Source organism: Ferruginibacter sp. (genome assembly GCF_031391665.1).
Classification (GTDB): Bacteria; Bacteroidota; Bacteroidia; order Chitinophagales; family Chitinophagaceae; genus Ferruginibacter.
On the sequence record NZ_JANMUN010000250.1, the window covers coordinates 1 to 2399 of the forward strand.

The 2399-nt window shown below is 32.6% G+C and carries 3 protein-coding genes; 1 reads left to right on the forward strand and 2 read right to left on the reverse strand.

All coding sequences use genetic code 11. The features are described from left to right. Positions 1 to 1118 (forward strand): triple tyrosine motif-containing protein (locus tag ACY651_RS19125; protein WP_462255109.1); only part of this gene is annotated, 1118 nt, incomplete at its 5' end. A 20-nt stretch (positions 1119 to 1138) separates the two neighbouring features. Here the strand turns inward: ACY651_RS19125 and ACY651_RS19130 are convergent. Together ACY651_RS19130 and ACY651_RS19135 are read right to left on the reverse strand one after the other, a co-directional pair. Beyond that, complete coding sequence (locus tag ACY651_RS19130; RefSeq protein WP_462255110.1) at positions 1139 to 1570, reverse strand: hypothetical protein; 432 nt, start codon at positions 1568 to 1570, stop codon at positions 1139 to 1141. Between the two features lie 101 nt (positions 1571 to 1671). Further along, positions 1672 to 1983, reverse strand: coding sequence for a hypothetical protein (locus ACY651_RS19135; RefSeq protein ID WP_462255111.1), 312 nt, complete (start codon positions 1981 to 1983; stop codon positions 1672 to 1674). Between the last annotated feature and the right edge of the window lie 416 nt (positions 1984 to 2399).

The window sequence follows — 2399 nt, forward strand, 5'->3', positions numbered from 1 at the left end:
TTGAATTTATTTATCCTGTTGATGAAAATAATATTTTTTTGGGTGGAGAAAAGGGTTTTTTTCATATCAATTATCAAAAGTATAAAACAACCTTACCCGATTTGCAGGTGCAGATAAGAACAGTAAGAATAGTTAATAAAACAGACAGCCTTTTGTTTGGAGGTTATTTTAATGAAGTGAATGAAAAGCAGGTACAGGATGCTGCTGTTGCACCACAAATAAATGATGCATGGAAAACGATACGTTTTGAATTTTCTGCTGCACTTTTTGGTTACCAGTCCAATTTAGAATACAGCTACCGGTTAAAAGGATTTAATGAAAACTGGAGCGAATGGACAACAAGAACTGAAAAAGAATACACTAATTTACCTTCTGGAGATTTTACATTTGAAGTAATGGTGAGAAGTAATTTAGGCAACGAATCTGCCATTGCAGGGTATGCATTTAAAATGCTGCCGCCATGGTACAGAACCGTTTGGGCAAACCTGTTTTACTTCCTGCTTTTTTGTGCAGCAATACTTGGCATATATAAATGGCAAAAGATAAAATTTAAAAAGCAGGAAGTAAAACATGAAGAAGAACAAAAAAGGCTTTTATATATTCATGAGCTGGAATTAAATAAAACCGAAAGTGAAATAGTTGCTTTACGTAATGACAACCTGGAAGCTGAAATAAATTTTAAAAATTCTGAGCTGGCATCTTCTGCAATGCACCTTGTAAAAAAGGGTGAGCTGTTAACAAAAATAAAAGCAGAATTAGCACATGTAATGAAAGGCTTTGATAACCCACAAGCCATTGCCGAAATAAAAAAAATGATTAAATCATTAGGTGAGGATGATAATATAGATAAAGAGTGGGAGAGCTTTACTAAACATTTTGATAAAGTACACAGCGATTTTGTTGCAGGCTTAAAAGATAAGCACCCTGCTATTACCAGTAATGAATTAAAGCTTTCTGCTTATTTAAGAATGAATTTATCTACTAAAGAAATTGCACAGTTAATGAATATATCTGTAAGAGGAGTGGAAATTAGCAGGTACCGCCTGCGTAAAAAATTAGGTATTTCTTCCGAAACAAATTTATTCGATTACCTTATCAGCCTTAACAGTAAAGCCTGATAAATTAAAGAGCCAAACATTTATTTTTCAATCAGCAGTTTATAAAACCTTTTCAGTTCTTCTGTTTCTGTTACATAAAATGGTTCGTTGTTATCGTATTTGGCTTTAAAAAAAACTACCCGTTTGTGCTGAGGATATTTATTTAAAATTTCGGTTATTAGTTTACCTGCTGTTTCATCTTTAGTAAAAAGTGGCGTGGGTTGGGGCAATGGCGATTTATGCTTCATGGGCTTTTTTAAAATAATCGCTTCAAGCGTTGCCAGTTTACCTGTACTTATGGCGCTTACTTTTGATGCTTTATGATGCAGGCCTTCCAGTTGTTTTTTGCTAAGGCCGCCACGTTCCTGGTACTGGTGCAGTAAACTTGCAGTAAATGATGAAGTCGGATTGGCTGCAAGCGTTTCTTTAAGTATATCCAAAACAATATCTACATCTAATTTTTTTCTTTCCATAATATAAAATAAATGTAGGCTAATTATTTTTGTAAAGTAAATAAAAAAGCCTTTTGGGTACCCACCCAAAAGACTAAACTATATAAAGTAAAAAAATAAAATTATCCTGCTATACTTTTCTCCGAAAAATTGCTGTTGCTAAGCTCAATAACTTTTGCTCTTGGCATATTTTCCTGAGCCTGTTGTAAAAGTTGTTCTTTTACTGCAGGGTCATTAACGCCGGCAATGCTGCAGGCTTTATCAAAATTGGTATGCATACCATAAGATTCTAAAACCGGTGATACATTTTTAAATTCGGGGAAGGTGCTGAATTTTTTTATAAAATAATACATTTTATAATCCAGCATTTTAGTGTAAGCAGTGTACAAAGTTTCCATATTGTATGTTTTTGGTGAGGTAATTTCTGTTGTCATTTTTTATGGCTATTTATTGCACATAGCATACGCAAAAATTAACCATAAGGTTTTTTAAAGGACAACTCAATACAAAATGGATTTTTAAATTGTACCCCGGTATATAATGTAAAAATTATATCCTGAGAAACAGAAGCTATTCAGAGGGTTGGATAGTTAATCTAAATTTTTTGACTTTGAAAATTAGATACGGTTTAATCAGAAGGTATTGGTGGTTGGGTAAGTAAGTGAATGTAAAAGTACAACTGCTTTTTTATATTTACAAAATTTGTGGAGAACTATTTTAATAAAATGCATAGCGTAAATCCACAAATTTTGTAAATATAAAAAAGCAGTTGTACTTTTACATTCACTTACTTACCCAACCACCAATACCTTCTGATTAAACCGTATCTAATTTTCAAAGTCAAAAAATT

Coding starts and splice junctions, on each gene's coding strand:
- ACY651_RS19130 (WP_462255110.1), bottom strand. CDS start 1,570: ATGGAAAGAAAAAAATTAGATGTAGATATTGTTTTGGATATACTTAAA.
- ACY651_RS19135 (WP_462255111.1), bottom strand. CDS start 1,983: ATGACAACAGAAATTACCTCACCAAAAACATACAATATGGAAACTTTG.